General features: G+C 73.0%; 12 protein-coding genes. 7 read left to right on the top strand and 5 right to left on the bottom strand.

What is annotated here, in order from left to right; all coding sequences use genetic code 11:
* Positions 1-194: 194 nt before the first annotated feature.
* Both npdG and E0D90_RS16120 read right to left on the bottom strand, forming a co-directional pair.
* A complete protein-coding gene (gene npdG / locus E0D90_RS16125; protein ID WP_130798961.1) occupies positions 195-923 on the bottom strand; it encodes an NADPH-dependent F420 reductase in 729 nt (242 codons plus the stop codon).
* 127 nt (positions 924-1,050) lie between these two features.
* On the bottom strand, positions 1,051-1,350 hold the full coding sequence (locus E0D90_RS16120; RefSeq protein ID WP_103500969.1) for a hypothetical protein: 300 nt from the start codon (positions 1,348-1,350) through the stop codon (positions 1,051-1,053).
* A 185-nt stretch (positions 1,351-1,535) separates the two neighbouring features.
* Between E0D90_RS16120 and map the strand changes: the two genes are divergently transcribed.
* Both map and E0D90_RS16110 read left to right on the top strand, forming a co-directional pair.
* Positions 1,536-2,402 carry a type I methionyl aminopeptidase gene (gene map, locus E0D90_RS16115; RefSeq protein ID WP_103500970.1) on the top strand — a complete coding sequence of 289 codons (867 nt, stop codon included), beginning with the start codon at positions 1,536-1,538 and terminating at the stop codon, positions 2,400-2,402.
* A 138-nt stretch (positions 2,403-2,540) separates the two neighbouring features.
* Positions 2,541-3,200, top strand: a complete 660-nt coding sequence (locus E0D90_RS16110; protein WP_438827404.1) for a biliverdin-producing heme oxygenase — start codon at positions 2,541-2,543, stop codon at positions 3,198-3,200.
* A gap of 507 nt (positions 3,201-3,707) precedes the next feature.
* On the opposite strand, the gene E0D90_RS28325 is transcribed toward E0D90_RS16110, so the two are convergent.
* Both E0D90_RS28325 and E0D90_RS16100 read right to left on the bottom strand, forming a co-directional pair.
* Positions 3,708-5,369, bottom strand: coding sequence for an HtaA domain-containing protein (locus E0D90_RS28325; protein ID WP_130798957.1), 1,662 nt, complete (start codon positions 5,367-5,369; stop codon positions 3,708-3,710).
* Positions 5,366-6,847 carry an HtaA domain-containing protein gene (locus tag E0D90_RS16100; RefSeq protein WP_130798955.1) on the bottom strand — a complete coding sequence of 494 codons (1,482 nt, stop codon included), beginning with the start codon at positions 6,845-6,847 and terminating at the stop codon, positions 5,366-5,368. Before E0D90_RS16100 ends, E0D90_RS28325 begins: the two co-directional genes overlap by 4 nt.
* A gap of 118 nt (positions 6,848-6,965) precedes the next feature.
* On the opposite strand from E0D90_RS16100, the gene E0D90_RS16095 reads away from it, so the two are divergent.
* The 4 genes from E0D90_RS16095 (at position 6,966) to E0D90_RS16080 (ending at position 11,774) form a co-directional block, all read left to right on the top strand.
* Positions 6,966-8,012: a heme/hemin ABC transporter substrate-binding protein gene (locus E0D90_RS16095; RefSeq protein WP_130798953.1), complete on the top strand. Its 1,047-nt coding sequence runs from the start codon at positions 6,966-6,968 to the stop codon at positions 8,010-8,012.
* Entirely contained in the window at positions 8,009-9,202 is a 1,194-nt protein-coding gene (locus E0D90_RS16090; RefSeq protein WP_227870257.1) for a FecCD family ABC transporter permease, read from the top strand. The genes E0D90_RS16095 and E0D90_RS16090 overlap by 4 nt, the downstream gene beginning before the upstream one ends.
* Entirely contained in the window at positions 9,199-10,050 is an 852-nt protein-coding gene (locus E0D90_RS16085) for a heme ABC transporter ATP-binding protein (RefSeq protein WP_130798951.1), read from the top strand. Before E0D90_RS16090 ends, E0D90_RS16085 begins: the two co-directional genes overlap by 4 nt.
* Positions 10,051-10,292: 242 nt before the next feature.
* Entirely contained in the window at positions 10,293-11,774 is a 1,482-nt protein-coding gene (locus tag E0D90_RS16080; RefSeq protein ID WP_130798949.1) for an exopolysaccharide biosynthesis polyprenyl glycosylphosphotransferase, read from the top strand.
* Between the two features lie 57 nt (positions 11,775-11,831).
* On the opposite strand, the gene E0D90_RS16075 is transcribed toward E0D90_RS16080, so the two are convergent.
* Positions 11,832-12,779, bottom strand: a complete 948-nt coding sequence (locus tag E0D90_RS16075; protein WP_103502889.1) for a GDP-L-fucose synthase family protein — start codon at positions 12,777-12,779, stop codon at positions 11,832-11,834.
* 209 nt (positions 12,780-12,988) lie between these two features.
* Between E0D90_RS16075 and gmd the strand changes: the two genes are divergently transcribed.
* Positions 12,989-14,026: a GDP-mannose 4,6-dehydratase gene (gmd, locus tag E0D90_RS16070; protein WP_103502888.1), complete on the top strand. Its 1,038-nt coding sequence runs from the start codon at positions 12,989-12,991 to the stop codon at positions 14,024-14,026.
* The last annotated feature ends 24 nt before the right edge of the window (positions 14,027-14,050 follow it).

Here is a 14,050-nt window from a genome sequence, read left to right as displayed (position 1 = left end):
GGCTCTTCCGGTACGGGCGGGGGCGTGCGGGAACGTACCCGGCCATTGTCGCGCACCGGGCGCCGCTCCCCGGGCGCCGGGCGCCCTGTCCGCGCGCACGGGCGGCGGACAGGGCGGTGGACGGAGCGGTGACGGAGCGGTGGACAGCGGGACAGCGGGGCGGGCCCCGGTTCCGGCCCTGGCGGGGCGCCGGCTCAGATGTCGGTCAGGCGGATTCCGGCGTGCGCCTTGTAACGGCGGTTGACCGAGATCAGGTTGGCCACGAGCGACTCGACCTGGTGCGCGTTGCGGAGCCGCCCGGCGAAGACCCCGCGCATGCCGGGGATCAGCGAGGCGAGGGCCTGGACGATCTCGCAGTCCGCGCGCACCTCGCCGAGCACCATCACATCGGTCGGGATCTCGTCGATCTCACGGTCCTGGAGAAGCACCCCGGACAGGTGGTGGAACGCGGCGGTGACGCGGGACTCCGGCAGCAGGGCGGCTGCCTGCTCGGCCGCGCTGCCCTCCTCCACCGCCAGGGCGTGGGCGCCCTTCTTGTCGAAGCCGAGCGGGTTGACGCAGTCCACGACGAGCTTGCCCGCCAGTTCCTCGCGCAGGTCGGTGAGAGTGGCGGCGTGGCCGCTCCACGGCACCGCGACGATCACGATGTCGCTGCGCCGGGCGCACTCGGCGTTGCCGGCGCCCTCGACACCGACCGGGCCGAGCAGTTCGTCACCGGCGATGTCCCGGGCGCGTTCGGCGGAGCGGGAGCCGATGATCACCCGCTGCCCGGCGAGGGCCAGCCGGTAGGCGAGGCCCCGTCCCTGGTCGCCGGTGCCGCCGAGGACACCGACCACCAGGCCGGAGACATCGGGCAGCTCCCAGGGGTCCTTCGCCGCCGGCTTCGCCGCGGCTGCGTTCGCGTTCTCCTCAGGTGCGCTCATGGCTCATGATCCTGCCAGGAGCCGACGGTCCGCGCGCCGGGGCCTACCGGTCGGTAGGTGCGTGAGGGCGTGGGATTTCCCACGCCGGGGGCGTGCGTGCCGGAGTGGGCGTCGGGCGCGTACGCCGTCAGCCGGAGCGCCCGCCGCGGTTGTCGCCGCTCCGGCCACCGTCGCCGCCACTGCCGGGCCCGGTGCCGGGCCGGTCGTCATCGCCCTCCCGGTCCTCGTCGCGCCAGCGCGGGTCCGTGCGCCACGCCTCGTCCCGGTTGTGGGCGATCTCCATGGCGCGCGCGGCCTCCTCGCGACTGGCGTAGGGGCCCATCCGGTCCTTGCCGGGGCAGTCCATGCCCTCCTCGACCGTCTGGTGCTTGAGGCAGTAGTACCACTCGCCGGCCTTGCCGGTGGGCTTGCGCCTGAAGAGAGCCATACCGTCATCCTGCCCGCCGGTCGGCTCCCCAGCCACCCGCCGGAACGGCCGTTCAGGGGTGGTGGCCCGGCACGGCCCGGCCGGCGGGTGCGGGCGGCATGCGGCCGGGGTCGGGGGCGGGGTCGGCCCACGTCACCCGTTGTACGGCGCTGTGCGGCCGACGGGCGGCGCCATAGACTCGGCGTATGTCTGCGCAGTCTGCTCTCGTCCCCGGCACCGTCTCACCCATGCGGTCCGTCCCGTCCACGATCCGGCGTCCGGAGTACGTCGGGAAGAAGGCACCGACTCCCTACACCGGGCCGGAGGTGCAGGACGAGGAGACCATCGAGCGGATGCGGGTGGCCGGCCGGATCGCCGCCCAGGCCCTGGTGGAGACGGCCGCGCATATCGCGGACGGCGTGACCACCGACCAACTCGACGTGGTGGCCCACGAGTTCCTCTGCGACCACGGCGCCTACCCCTCGACGCTCGGCTACCGGGGGTATCCGAAGTCGCTGTGCACCTCGGTCAACGAGGTGATCTGCCACGGAATCCCCGACACCACGGTGCTGCGGGACGGCGACATCGTGAACCTGGACATCACCGCGTTCATCGGGGGCGTGCACGGCGACAACAACGCCACGTACTTCGTGGGTGGCGAGCAGGCGGCCGACGAGGAGTCGCGGCTGCTGGTGGAGCGGACCAGGACGTCGCTCGACCGCGCCATCAAGGCGGTGCGCCCGGGCCGGCAGATCAACGTGATCGGCCGGGTGATCGAGTCCTACGCCAAGCGGTTCGGCTACGGCGTGGTGCGGGACTTCACCGGACACGGCATCAACAGCTCGTTCCACTCGGGCCTGATCATCCCCCACTACGACGACCCGGGCTCGACCACCGTGATGCGGCCGGGCATGACCTTCACCATCGAGCCGATGCTGACGCTCGGCACCCACGAGTGGGACATGTGGGCCGACGACTGGACGGTCGTCACCAAGGATCTGCGTCGCACGGCGCAGTTCGAGCACACGCTGGTGGTCACGGACGGCGCCGCGGAGATCCTCACCCTCCCCTGAACGGCGGCCCGGACTCCCCCGGACGGACTTTTTACCGACAGCTTGTCGGCAACACCTTGACTTAGGTAAACCTAAGTAGAGAGGATGACGGGGCACGGCTGCCTGCTGTGCCCCGTTCCCGGCCTCCGGAGGTCCGTTGTGACCGCGCCCGTCGCGACTCCCTTTTCCACCCAGATCCGCGAAGCCTCGCACGAGCAGCACACCGAGGCCGAGAACTCCTCCTTCATGAGCGAACTCCTCGGCGGCGGCCTCGGGGTGGAGGCGTTCCGCCTCTACACCGAACAGCTCTGGTTCGTGTACCAGGCCCTGGAGGGCCCCACCGCGCAGCTCGCCTCCGACCCCGTCGCGGGGCCGTTCGTCCAACCCGAACTGGCCCGGGTGGGACAGCTGGAGCGCGACCTCGACCACATGCACGGCTCGCCCGACTGGCGCGCCACGGTGACGCCACTGCCGGCGACCGCCGCCTACGCCGACCGGATCCGCGAGACGGCGGCCGAGTGGACCGGTGGCTACGTCGCCCACCACTACACCCGCTACCTCGGCGACCTCTCCGGCGGACAGGTGATCCGCTCCATCGCCGAGAAGACCTGGGGCTTCGAACCCAAGGGCGACGGCGTGCGGTTCTACGTCTTCGAGAGCATCGGCAACCCGGCCGCGTTCAAGCGCGAGTACCGCACGCTGCTGGACGCCGTCCCCGCCGACGACGCCGAGCGGCTGCGGATCGTCGAGGAGTGCAAGCGCGCCTTCTCGCTGAACTCCGCCGTCTTCAAGGACCTGGGCGCGGCCACCGCCCGCTGAACGCGCACCCGGCCGCCGTCCCGCCGGGCAGCGCCGCGCAGCGCTACGGCGCCGCGCTCATCCCCACTCCGCCCGCCCGGTCGTGCGCCCTGCCGCACGGCCGGGCGCGCGATCCCCGTGCCCGGCCCGCCCTCACGGCGCCGGGCGCACGCCAGGACCCGTTCGGGGGCGGGCCCCTGGCACCCGGGCGGCGGGCCACCACCACGGTGCCCGCCGCCCGCCGTCATGTGCGCTCCCGTCACGCAACCCGGGGCCCCGCCGTCCCGGCCGGGCACCGGCAGGCGGACGACGTACCCCGCCCGGCGGCAGCGGTCGCGGGAGGCGAGGAGGCGAGGAGGCGATGTCATCTTCTCCAAGTCGCGACACCGGCCGACTGACGAAGCGCGAGAGGGACGCCGGCATCGCCTGGGCGGCCCGTGAGGCGCGTGGCGGAGGTGTGGAACGGGCGTCACATGCCGCTGCCCGCCCGGCTTGTCGGAGCCGGGCGGGCAGCGGGACGTGGGTTGATCAGTCGGCCAGCGGGGAGGTGCGGCGACGGGTCACCCAGTAGGCCGCGCCGCCGGCGACGGTCACGGCCGCGGCGAGGCCCGCGAGGGCACCCACCGGGGTTCCGGTGCTGGCCAGGGCTCCGCCCTGGAGCCCGTTGTTGACGCCGCCCTGCGCACCGCCCTGCGGCAGCGGCGAGGTGCCACCGGTCTGCGGGGCGGGGGTGTTGCCGCCGCCGGCGCCCGGGCCGGGCAGCTGGGCGTTCTCGTCCAGCGACACCGCGACGGTCAGCGGGTCGAGCGACTCGCCCTCGCCGTAGAAGCCGCCGAACGCCTCGGCACCCTCAGCCGTGAGCACGGCGGGGATGTCCTCCAGGACGATGACGTCGTCCACCGGGTTCAGCGCGCCGGCCGGGATCTCCAGGTCGGCCACGACGACGCCGGTGTACTCGACGACATCACCGCTGAGGGTGTGGGAGACCACGTCGGCGACCAGGGTGCCGGTGGTGCCGTTGACCTCGACGCCGAGCGCGGAGAACTTCAGGTCCAGCTCGTAGTCGCCGTCGCTCTTCTCGTGGCCGACGAACCGCACGCCGCCGTCGAAGGTGGCCTCCAGCGCGTCGCCGTCGGCGTCGAACTCGCCCTGAGCGTCCGGGAAGCGGTAGGTGCCGTCGCCGTTGTCGGTGGCGCCGTCGAAGAGCTCGACGGAGCCGGAGGCGATCGGTCCGGTCACGTAGTTGCGGAACGATTCACGGACACCCCAGTCGAGGGTGCCGTCCTCCACGGAACCGGAGACCGGGTCTTCGCCGTCGCCGTCGCCGCCGTCACCGCCATCGCCATCGCCGTCGTCGTCACCCGGGTTGGTCGGGTCCGTCGGGTCGGTCGGGTTGGTGGGGTCCGTCGGGTTGGTGGGGTCCGTCGGGTCCGTCGGGTCCGTCGGGTCCGTCGGATCCGTCGGATCCGTGGGATCGGTCGGGTCCGTCGGGTCCGTCGGGTCCGTGGGATCGGTCGGGTCCGTCGGGTCCGGCTCCGACGGCGGTGCCGCCGTGACCGTCAGCGTCGCCGCGTCCAGGTCGGTTCCCGCCTCGTACAGCGGCTCCGGGGAGAGCGGCGAGACGAAGGCGGCGGCGCCGTCCTCGGTGAGCGTCGCCGGGATGTCCGCGAAGACCATGGCGCCATCGGCACCACGCCCCGGGGAGACCCCGCTCATGTCGAGCTCGGCGAACTCGACGTCCTCGGTGGTGTCCCCGCCGATGGTGACGTCGGCGATGATGACGCCGCCGGTGCGTCCCTCGGTCTGCACGCGCAGGTCGGAGATCTTCAGGTCGAGCAGACCGCCGTGGCCCTCGAAGTGCACGCTGCCGTCGAAGGAGGTGTCGACGGAGTGGCTGCCGAGGTCGTAGCTGCCGGTGCCGTCGGTGAAGACGAAGGTGCCGTCGTCGTTGCGCTCGGCGCCGTCGTCCACGGTGATGGAACCGTGGGCTATCGGGCTGGTGATGTAGTTGCGGAAGGACTGCTTGAGTCCCCAGTCGAGGGTGCCGTCCACCAGGTCGATGGTGTTGGCGGGCGCCGTGTCGTCGGCTGCCGCCGGGGCGGCGAAGGCCGTCGCGGCGAGCACGGTGGCGGTGGCGGCCGCGAGCAGCAGGCGGCCGGAGCGGGCGCCGCGCGTGCGAGTGGCGGTCATGGTTCGGGTGTCTCCTTGTCTGCAAGGGGGGCAGTGGTCCGCTGCGCGCGGGTGCGGCGCAGGACCAGGTATCCGGCACCGGCGAGCACCAGGAGTGCTACGACGCCGGTGACCAGCAGTGGCATGGGGGACGAGGAGGATTCTTCGGCTGCCTCCTCCTGCGCCGCGGCCGGATCGGGCTCCGGCTCGGGGTCGGGTTCCGGTTCCTCGGTGGGCTCGCTGCCGAGGTCTGGAAGGGCGGGGAGTTCGGCGGCCTCGTCGACGGCCACGGCGAGCGTGACCGGGTCCATGGCGGTGCCGGCGGAGTAGAGGCCGCCGAAGGCGTCGGCGCCCTCCTCGGTCAGCTCGGCGGGCGCCTCGACGAGGTGGAACAGCCCGTCCTCGGCGTCGACTTCGGGGACCTCGAAGGTGACGAGCGGCTGTGCGCGCCTCGTCTCTCCCTCGGTGGTGACGTCGGCGAGGAGTGTGCCGGTGCCGTCGTCGACCTCGACGGTGACCGTCTCGAACAGCAGGTCGAGGTCGTTGCCGGTGAAGTGGAGTCCACCGGTGAACGCGGCGCTGAGGGTGCCGGCGTCGGTGTCGATCTCGCCGGTGCCGTCGGGGAAGCGGAAGAGTGCCCCGCCGTCCTGGGCACCGTCGTTGAGCTCCCAGCCGCCCTCGGCGATGTCGCCGGTGACGAACTCGCGGAAGGTGCGGCGGATGCCCCAGTCGATGGCGGCGTCGGTGATCTCCCGGGCGTCCTCGGCCTCGTCGGCGTCCTCTTCGGCCTCTTCCCCGGGGTCGTCGGAGCTGTCCGACGGCGAGGGGTCCGGGTCCGGGGTGCCGGCGCGGTCCGGCGCGGGGTCGAGGGTTTCGGCGGTGAAGGTCACCGGGTCGAGCGGGTCGCCGGGGTTGTAGAAGCCGGCGAAGGCGGTGGCGCCCTCGTTGGTGAGGGTCGCGGGGACACCGGAGACAGAGATCTGGGTACCGCCCCTCAGGTCCACGCCCGAGAGGTCGAGGGTGGCGAAGGAGACCCCGGAGGACTCGCTCACGGCGCCGGTGTCCCGGTCCTTGCTGCGCATGTCGACCAGCAGCGTGCCGCTGTTGCCGCTGACGCGTACGGCCGGGTTGCTGATCGTCAGGTCCAGTTCGTAGGTGCCGCTCTCGTCCTGGTGGCCGTAGAAGCGGACGCCGCCGGAGTAGCGGGCGGTGACGGCACCGGTGCCGGGGTCGTAGTCGCCGCTGGCGGAGTGGAACCGGAACTGGTTGCTGCCGACGGTGGCGGCGCCTCCGGAGAGGCTCCAACTGCCCTGCGCGATGGGCCCGGTGACGTAGTTGAGGAAGGAGGACCGGATGCCCCAGTCCAGGCGGCCGCCGGAGACGGTTCGTTCGGCGGCGTGTGCGGGCCCGGGGAGGAACCCGAGTGTGAGGGCCGCCAGCAGCACCGCGAGCAGCCCCGCACGGGCGGTGCCGCGGCAGCGGACGGGTGAGGGCAGCATCGGGTGGTCCTCCGAACCGGGGGGCAAAGGGTGAGGTTAGGCTAACCTAAACTACGTTTGGCCTTGTCGGAACCCCGGTCCAACCCGGCCCGGAACCGAGCCAGAAAGGCGGAGCCAGGTGCAGCACCGGTCCAGACTCCTCGGAACCCTCCTCGCGTCCCTCGCCGTGGTGTTCGCCACCTCCGCCTGTGGCAGCGGCAGCGCCGGCAGCGGTGGCGGTGACGGCTCCGCGAGCGCCACCGGCGGCGCCGGGACCACGGCGGAGGCCGCCGCCGACCGGATCGAGTTGCTGGACGGACCACCCCCGGAACCCACGCTGCCCGTCGAGGTGGAGTCCGCCGACGGCACACCGGTCACCGTCGAGACCGCCGAGCGGATCGTGCCGCTGTCGGGGTCCATAGCGGAGGTCGTCTACACCCTCGGGCTCGGGGACCGGGTCGTCGCCCGCGATGTCACCGCCACCTTCGAGGAGGCGGCCGAACTCCCGGTCGTCACCCGGGGACACGAGGTCTCCGCCGAGAGCGTGCTGTCCCTGCGGCCGGACGTCGTCCTGGTCGAGGACACCACCGGGCCCGCCGAGGCGATCGACCAGATCCGCTCCGCCGGCATCCCCCTGGTCGTCTTCGACACCCCCCGTGAACTGGAGGCGGTGACCGGCCGCATCGAGGCCGTGGCCGCCGCGCTCGGGGTCGACGAGGCCGGGCAGCGGCTGGTCGAGCGCACCGAGGGCCGGATCGCCGCCGCGCAGGAGGCGATTCCCGCCGAGGGCGACCGCCCCCGCGTCGCCTTCCTCTACCTGCGCGGCACCGCGAGCGTCTATCTGCTCGGCGGCGCCGGCTCCGGCGCCACCTCGCTGATCGAGGCGGCGGGCGCGATCGACGCGGGCGTCGAGTCCGGCCTGGAGAAGGACTTCACCCCCATCACCAGCGAGGCGCTGGCCGCCGCCGCACCCGACGTCATCCTGGTGATGTCCAAGGGGCTGACCTCCGTCGGCGGTGTCGACGGGCTGCTGGAGATCCCCGGCATCGCCGAGACCCCCGCGGGAATGGACCGCCGCGTCGCCGCCGTCGACGACGGAGTGCTCCTCAACTACGGGCCCCGCACCGACGAGGTGCTCGCCTCCCTCGCCGAGCAGATCCACGCCGAGGGGACATCCGAGCAGTGAGCACCACTCCCGCGCCGGCCCGGCGGGCCGGCCCCGAGGACGAACGGCCGCATCCGCTTCCCGGCTCCGGCGGCCGGCCGGCCGGGGCCGATCACCCCGGCGCCGCCGACAGCACCGACCACACCGACAGCACCGGCACACCCCCCTCCGGCCACCGCACCCGCGTGGCGAGGGCGACCGCGCTGACGATCGGGCTGCTGGCCGCCCTGGTCGCGACCGCACTGGCCGCCGCCTCCATCGGCGCCTACCAGATCCCCTTCGCCGACGTCATCGCCTCCGTCTCCCACCGGCTCGGCGCCGGAGGCCGTGAACTCGACCGGGTGGCCGAGAGCGTGCTCTGGAACGTGCGGCTGCCGCGCGTGGTCCTGGCCCTCCTGGTCGGCGCCTCCCTGGGCTGCGCGGGTGCGCTGATGCAGGGGGTCTTCGGCAACCCGCTCGCCGAACCGGGCGTCATCGGGGTCTCGGCGGGCGCGGCCGTCGGGGCGGTGGCCGCCATCGCCTTCGGGCTCACCGTCTTCGGCAACTGGACCGTCGCCGTCTGCGCGTTCCTCACCGGGCTCGCCACCGTCCTGCTGGTGTACGCCCTCTCCCGGTCCGGCGGCCGGACCGAGGTGGTCACGCTGATCCTGACCGGCGTGGCCGTCAACGCCTTCGCGGGCGCGCTGATCGGTCTCTCCATCTTCTTCGCCGACAACGCCCAGCTGACCGAGATCACCTTCTGGCAGCTCGGCTCCCTCGCGCAGGCGACCTGGCCCAAGGTGCTGGCCGTCCTTCCCGCCGCCGTGATCGGCCTCGTCGCCGCCCCCTGGTACGCCCGCAAGCTGGACCTGCTGGCGCTCGGCGAGAAGCCGGCACGTCACCTGGGTGTGGACGTCGAACGGCTGCGCATCTCGCTGGTGCTGGTGGTGGCCCTGCTGACCGCCGCCGCCGTCGCGGTCGCGGGCATCATCACCTTCGTCGGGCTGCTGGTACCGCACCTGCTGCGCATGATCGCCGGCCCGGGGCACCGCTTCCTGGTGCCGGGCAGCGCGCTGGCCGGCGCGCTGGTCCTGCTCGCCGCGGACCTGGCCGCCCGCACCATCGCCGCCCCTGCCGAACTGCCGCTGGGCGTGCTGACCGCCCTGATCGGCAGCCCGTTCTTCTTCTGGCTGCTCCGCCGGACCCGTCGCCGCCAGGGAGGGTGGGCATGACGATCGACCAGGTGATCACCAGGCTGCTGGGCAACCGGGCGGTCTCACCGCCGAAGCCGCACGCGCCGGGCGCCGTGCTGGCGGAGGCGCGGGAGGTGTCGCTGCGGCTGGGCGAACGCCCCGTGCTGGACGGGGTGTCGCTGGCCGTGCGCACGGGCGAGGTGCTGGCGCTGGTCGGCCCCAACGGCGCCGGCAAGTCGACGCTCCTCGCGGCGCTCTCCGCCGACCTCACGGTCGACTCCGGCGAGGTCCTGATCGACGGCCGCCCGGCCGCCGGCTGGTCCACCCGTGACCTGGCGCTGCGCCGCTCGGTGCTGCCGCAGGCCGCGACGCTCTCCTTCCCGTTCCTCGTGGACGAGGTGGTGCGGATGGGCCGTGCGCCCTGGGCCGGGACGGCCGCCGAGGACGAGGACGAGACGGCGGTCGCGGAGGCGATGGCCGCCACGGAGGTGACGCGCTTCGCCGCGCGGTCCTTCTCCGCGCTCTCCGGTGGCGAGAAGGCCCGGGTGGCGCTCTCCCGGGTGCTGGCGCAGCGGACCTCCCTGCTGCTGCTCGACGAGCCGACCGCCGCACTCGACCTGCGCCACCAGGAACTGGTGCTGACCATCTGCCGCGAACGCGCCGCCGCCGGGGACGCGGTGGTGGTCGTCGTGCACGACCTGGGGCTGGCGGCCGCCTACGCCGACCGGGTCGCGGTGCTGGCCGGCGGCCGGATCGCCGGCGACGGTCCGCCGGCTGAGACGCTCACCCCCGAACTGCTGAGTGACGTCTACCACCATCCGGTGGAGGTCCTGGCCCACCCCGACACCGGCGTGCTGCTCATCTTGCCTGTGCGCCAAGCCCGTTGACCCAGCACACCTGAAATCCCGCACGGAGAGTGATCCCGGGCGGACAGGGAGGAACCAGCCAACAGCGCCGGACTTGTACGCAAAGTTTCAACCAACGGAACACAAACCTCCACGACATCCCCTACTCTCATCTGAGTGCCCGGGCGCCTGCCATGGGGAGATGGCAGCGGCGCTCCGATCGGGACTCTGCGGTGATTGCGACGATTGCGGTGACTCAACGGTGACTTCGCTCTGGGGGGCTCATGCGGAATGCGGGAATATCCAGACCGGCCCCGGGAGAGCGGCAGCACATACCCCTCTCCCGGTCCCGTGCCAGGACCGGCGCCAAACCCCGCTGGTACGCGTCGGTCGCCGTCGCCACTGACGCCACCGGTGTCCTCGTCCCGGTGCTGGCCGTCCAGTTGGCCACCGGCCGCCCCGGGCCCCTGCTGACCGCCACCGTCGCCACCGCCGGCTGGCTCGGCGTCCGTGCCGCCCACCGCCGCTACACCCGGCGCAGCCTGGGCGAGTCACGCGGACTGCTCGCCGCCGTGCACGACTGGGCCATCCTCATCGGCTGCCTCGCGGTGCTGCGCGTCCTCACCGGCGAGAGCTCGCCCGTCCTGACCTCCGTCGCCGCGCTGCTGCCCGCGCTCGTCATCACCAGTCTCGTCGGCGCGCTGCTGCACGCCCACCTGACCGGCCAGCGGCGGCGGGCCCACGCGGTGCGACGGGTGCTGCTCGTCGGCGAACCCCCGGCGGCGGACGCAGTCGCCGCCCAGCTCGCCGCGCGCACCGACCACCCCTACGTGGTCATCGGCGCCGTCCCCGTCGGCGACGCCACGCTCTCCTGCGGCGTGCCGGAGACGGCGCGGCTCAGCGCCGAGGCGTCCGTCGCCGGAAGCCAGGACGGCGCACTCGTCCTGGACGCGGCGCGCCGTCTGGACGCCGACCAGATCCTGGCGGTCCCGGGCGCCCACCTCACCGGCGAACGACTGCGGCGGATGAGCTGGGCGGTGCACGACGCCGGGCTGCCGCTGACGGTCGCCACCGGGCTGAGCGATGTGGCGCTGCGCCGCGTCGAGGTCGAATCCGCCGCCGGGCTGAGCCTGCTGCATGTGGCTCCGCCCACCCGGCGTGGCGCGCCGGTCGTGCTGAAGGCCGTGCTCGACCGTGTCGGCGCCGCCGCCCTGCTGGTGCTGCTGGCCCCGCTGCTGACGCTGATCGCCGTCCTGGTCCGGCTGGACTCGCGCGGCCCCGCGCTCTACCGGCAGCGCCGCGTCGGCCACCACGGCGCCCACTTCACCATCTGGAAGTTCCGGACCATGGTCGAGGGCGCGGACCGGCTGCGCGAGGAGCTGGAGGACGCCAACGAGGCCCACGGCGGACCGCTGTTCAAACTCCGGCAGGACCCGCGGATCACCCGGACCGGCCGCGTGTTGCGGCGCTTCTCCCTGGACGAGCTGCCGCAGCTGGTCAATGTGCTGAACGGCACGATGTCCCTGGTCGGGCCGCGCCCGCCGCTGCCGGAGGAGGTGGCCCAGTACACGGCCGCCGAGGGCCGCCGGCTGCTGGTCAAGCCGGGCATGACCGGCCCCTGGCAGGTCAGCGGGCGGTCGGATCTCTCCTGGGACGAGAGTGTCGCGCTGGACGTGTCCTACGCGGACAACTGGTCGATCACCCAGGACCTCGACGTGCTGGGCCGTACCGCGCGGGCCGTCGTCAACGGCCGTGGCGCCTACTGACGTCCGGTCGCCGGCCGCGACGCCCCGTGGGCGGGGACGCGCGGCCGGCGGAACCCTCTAGGAGTTCTTGTGCAACCACCACTGGTAGGTGTCCCGGATGCCGTCCGGGAGGGCCACCGACGGCTCGAAGCCCAGCTTCCGCAGCCGGGTGACGTCCAGCAGTTTGCGCGGGGTGCCGTCGGGGCGGCTGGTGTCCCAGGTGACGCGGCCGGTGAAGCCGGTGACCTCGGCGACCAGCGCCGCCAGTTCCGCGATGGTGAGGTCCTCGCCGCAGCCGACGTTGACCGGACTCGGCTCGTCGTAGGCGCGCAGCAGCGCCAGGCAGGCGCGGGCCAGGTCGTCGCTGTGGAGGAACTCCCGGCGGGGGGTGCCGCTGCCCCACAGCACCACCTCGTCCCGGCCGGAGGTCACGGCCTCGTGGAAGCGGCGGATCAGTCCCGGCAGCACGTGCGAGGTCTCGGGGTCGAAGTTGTCCCCGGGGCCGTAGAGGTTGGTCGGCATCGCCGAGATGTACCGGCGGCCGTACTGCCGCCGGTAGGACTTCACCTGGCTGATGCCGGCGATCTTCGCCAGCGCGTAGGGCTCGTTGGTCGGCTCCAGCGGCCCGGTCAGCAGCGCCTCCTCCCGGATCGGCTGCTCGGCGAACTTGGGGTAGATGCAGGAGGAGCCGAGGAAGAGCAGCCGGTCGACGCCGGCGGCGTGGGCGCCGGCCAGGACGCTCAGCTGGACCAGCAGGTTGTGCTCCAGGAAGTCCACCGGGTAGGTCGAGTTCGCCATGATGCCGCCGACCTTCGCCGCCGCCAGCACCACGGCGTCCGGCCGCTCCGCGCGCAGCATCCGCTCCGTGGCCGGTGCGTCCCGCAGGTCCAGTTCGTCGCGGGTGCGGGTGATCACCTCGTAGCCCTCGTCCGTCAGGTGCCGGGTGACGGCGGAGCCGACCAGGCCGCGGTGTCCGGCGACGAAGATCCGTGCGCCCGATGGCAGCAGTGCGGAAGCAGATGTCATGCCGCGGATTCTGCCAGCAGCGCCCGGCGTTCCCGCCACCTGCCCGCGAACCGGGTCGATCCCGGCGTTCCGCACCCCTCCACCTCTCCGGCCGGCGCGTGTGCCGGCCGGAGTTCCGCCGCACCAGCCGCACCAGCCGCACGACCGGAACCACCCGTACGACCGGAACCACCCGTACGACCCGTACCACCGACCCCCGGGGGCCACTCATGAGCTCAGACGCCGTCAACCAGGCTGGCAGGACCGCCTTGATCACCGGGGTCACCGGCCAGGACGGCTCGTACCTGGCCGAGCTGCTGCTCGGCAAGGGCTACACCGTGCACGGCCTGGTGCGGCGGTCCTCCTCGTTCAACACCGAGCGGATCGACCACATCTACCAGGGCCCGCAGGAGCCCGGCCGCACCCTGGTGCTGCACCACGCCGACCTCTCCGACGGGGTCGCGCTGGTGAACCTGCTGCGGGAGATCCAGCCCGACGAGGTCTACAACCTGGGCGCCCAGTCCCACGTCCGGGTCTCCTTCGACGCCCCGCTGTACACCGGCGACGTGACGGGGCTCGGCTCGCTGCGGCTGCTGGAGGCGATCCGGGCGAGCGGTGTCCAGACCCGGATCTACCAGGCGTCGTCCTCGGAGATGTTCGGTGCCGCTCCCCCGCCGCAGAACGAGCGCACCCCGTTCCACCCGCGCAGCCCGTACGGCTGCGCCAAGGTGTTCAGCTACTGGTCGACGGTCAACTACCGCGAGGCCTACGGGCTGTTCGCCACCAACGGCATCCTGTTCAACCATGAGTCCCCGCGCCGTGGCGAGACCTTCGTCACCCGTAAGATCACCCGGGCCGTGGCCCGCATCCGGGCCGGGCTCCAGGACCGGCTGTACCTCGGCAACCTCGACGCGGTGCGTGACTGGGGCTACGCCCCGGAGTACGTGGAGGCGATGTGGCGGATGCTCCAGCACGACGAGCCCGACGACTTCGTGGTGGCGACCGGACAGGCCGTCTCCGTACGGGACTTCCTGGAGGCGGCGTTCACCGCCGCCGGCCTGGAATCGTCCCGGTATGTGCGCTACGACCCCAAGTACGAGCGGCCCAGTGAGGTGGACGCCCTGATCGGGGACGCCTCCAAGGCCCGCGAGAAGCTGGGCTGGCAGCCGACCGTCGGCTGGCAGGAGCTGGCAGCCCTCATGGTGCGGGCCGACATCGAGTCCCTGGACGCCGAACTGGCCGGCACCCGGGTGCGCGTGGACCGCTGAGGCCCCGCCCGCCGCCCTCCGCCC

The sequence above is a fragment of the Streptomyces otsuchiensis genome, from assembly GCF_004305975.1.
GTDB classification, from domain to species: Bacteria; Actinomycetota; Actinomycetes; order Streptomycetales; family Streptomycetaceae; genus Streptomyces; species Streptomyces otsuchiensis.
Note: the sequence above shows the minus strand (reverse complement) of the source record. Positions and strands in the feature narration are given on the sequence as shown.

Coding starts and splice junctions, on each gene's coding strand:
- E0D90_RS16120 (WP_103500969.1), bottom strand. CDS start 1,350: ATGGCTCTCTTCAGGCGCAAGCCCACCGGCAAGGCCGGCGAGTGGTAC.
- npdG (WP_130798961.1), bottom strand. CDS start 923: ATGAGCGCACCTGAGGAGAACGCGAACGCAGCCGCGGCGAAGCCGGCG.
- map (WP_103500970.1), top strand. CDS start 1,536: ATGTCTGCGCAGTCTGCTCTCGTCCCCGGCACCGTCTCACCCATGCGG.
- E0D90_RS16100 (WP_130798955.1), bottom strand. CDS start 6,847: ATGCTGCCCTCACCCGTCCGCTGCCGCGGCACCGCCCGTGCGGGGCTG.
- gmd (WP_103502888.1), top strand. CDS start 12,989: ATGAGCTCAGACGCCGTCAACCAGGCTGGCAGGACCGCCTTGATCACC.
- E0D90_RS16080 (WP_130798949.1), top strand. CDS start 10,293: ATGCGGAATGCGGGAATATCCAGACCGGCCCCGGGAGAGCGGCAGCAC.
- E0D90_RS28325 (WP_130798957.1), bottom strand. CDS start 5,369: ATGACCGCCACTCGCACGCGCGGCGCCCGCTCCGGCCGCCTGCTGCTC.
- E0D90_RS16085 (WP_130798951.1), top strand. CDS start 9,199: ATGACGATCGACCAGGTGATCACCAGGCTGCTGGGCAACCGGGCGGTC.
- E0D90_RS16075 (WP_103502889.1), bottom strand. CDS start 12,779: ATGACATCTGCTTCCGCACTGCTGCCATCGGGCGCACGGATCTTCGTC.